General features: G+C 71.4%; 1 protein-coding gene. It reads left to right on the top strand.

Annotated features, from left to right (window positions below; all coding sequences use genetic code 11):
- Window positions 1-61 precede the first annotated feature (61 nt).
- Window positions 62-1,208 (top strand): IS701 family transposase (locus FMEAI12_RS35800; RefSeq protein ID WP_112109417.1); only part of this gene is annotated, 1,147 nt, incomplete at its 3' end.

The following is a 1,208-nucleotide window of genomic DNA, read 5'->3' on the forward strand; positions in this document are numbered from 1 at the left end:
TTGATTAGGTCTGTCATTGGTTGTACTGACTGTCGTCTTCGTGTGTGTGGCGGTGGTTGGTATGGAACTGGGTGAGATGGGCCGTGTGCGGCCGGTGATCGAACGGTTCGCGGCGGAGATGTTCGCGGACCTGCCCCGGACGGACCAGCGGGGCAAGGGCGAGCTGTACGTGCGGGGGCTGCTGACGGACGGCAAGCGCAAGAGCATGGTCCCGATGGCTGCCCGCCTCGGCGTGGACCATCAGCAGCTGCAGCAGTTCGTGACCAGCTCGACCTGGGACTACACCCAGGTCCGCCGGCGCCTCGCCGGCTGGGCGGTCGCCTTCCTCGACCCGGTCGCGCTGGTCGTGGACGACACCGGCTTCCCCAAGGACGGGCCAGCCTCGCCCGGGGTGGCCCGGATGTACTCCGGTGCCCTGGGCAAGGTCGGGAACTGTCAGATCGGGGTGTCCGTTCACGCGGTCACCGACTGGGCGTCAGCCGCGCTGGACTGGCGGCTGTTCCTCCCGGCCTCCTGGGACGACACCACCCTGACCGACCCGACCGAGGTCGCCGGCGCCCGGGCCCGCCGTGAACGGGCCGCGATCCCCGACAGGGCGCGGCACCAGGAGAAATGGCGGCTCGCGCTGGACATGCTCGACGAGCTGGCCGGGTGGGGACTGCCGAGCAGGCCGGTCGTGGCGGACGCCGGCTACGGCGACGCCGCCGCCTTCCGCCAGGGGCTGACCGACCGGAACATCCCCTACGTGCTGGCCGTGAAGCCGACCGCGACCGCCTACCCGGCCGACGCGGTGCCGGTCACCGCGGCCTATTCGGGCAGCGGCCGGCCGCCCGCGTCGGCCTACCCCGACCCGCCCCGCGATCTGAAGACCCTGGTGACAGCGGCCGGACGGTCCGCCGGCCGGTACGTGACCTGGCGGCACGGCACCCACAGGACCCCGGCCAACCCGACCGCAGGGATGCGCTCCCGCTTCCTCGCACTCCGGGTCCGCCCCGCCAACCGGAACATCACCCGCAACCCCGACCGGAGCCTGCCGGAATGCTGGCTGCTGGCTGAATGGCCCCCTGGCCAGGCCGAACCCACCGACTACTGGCTGTCCACCCTGCCCGAGGGCACCCCACTACGGCACCTCGTCCGCCTCGCGAAGATCCGCTGGCGGATCGAACACGACTACCGCGAACTCAAAGACGGCCTCGGCCTCGACCACT

The organism is Parafrankia sp. Ea1.12 (genome assembly GCF_900465275.1).
GTDB lineage: Bacteria > Actinomycetota > Actinomycetes > Frankiales > Frankiaceae > Parafrankia > Parafrankia soli.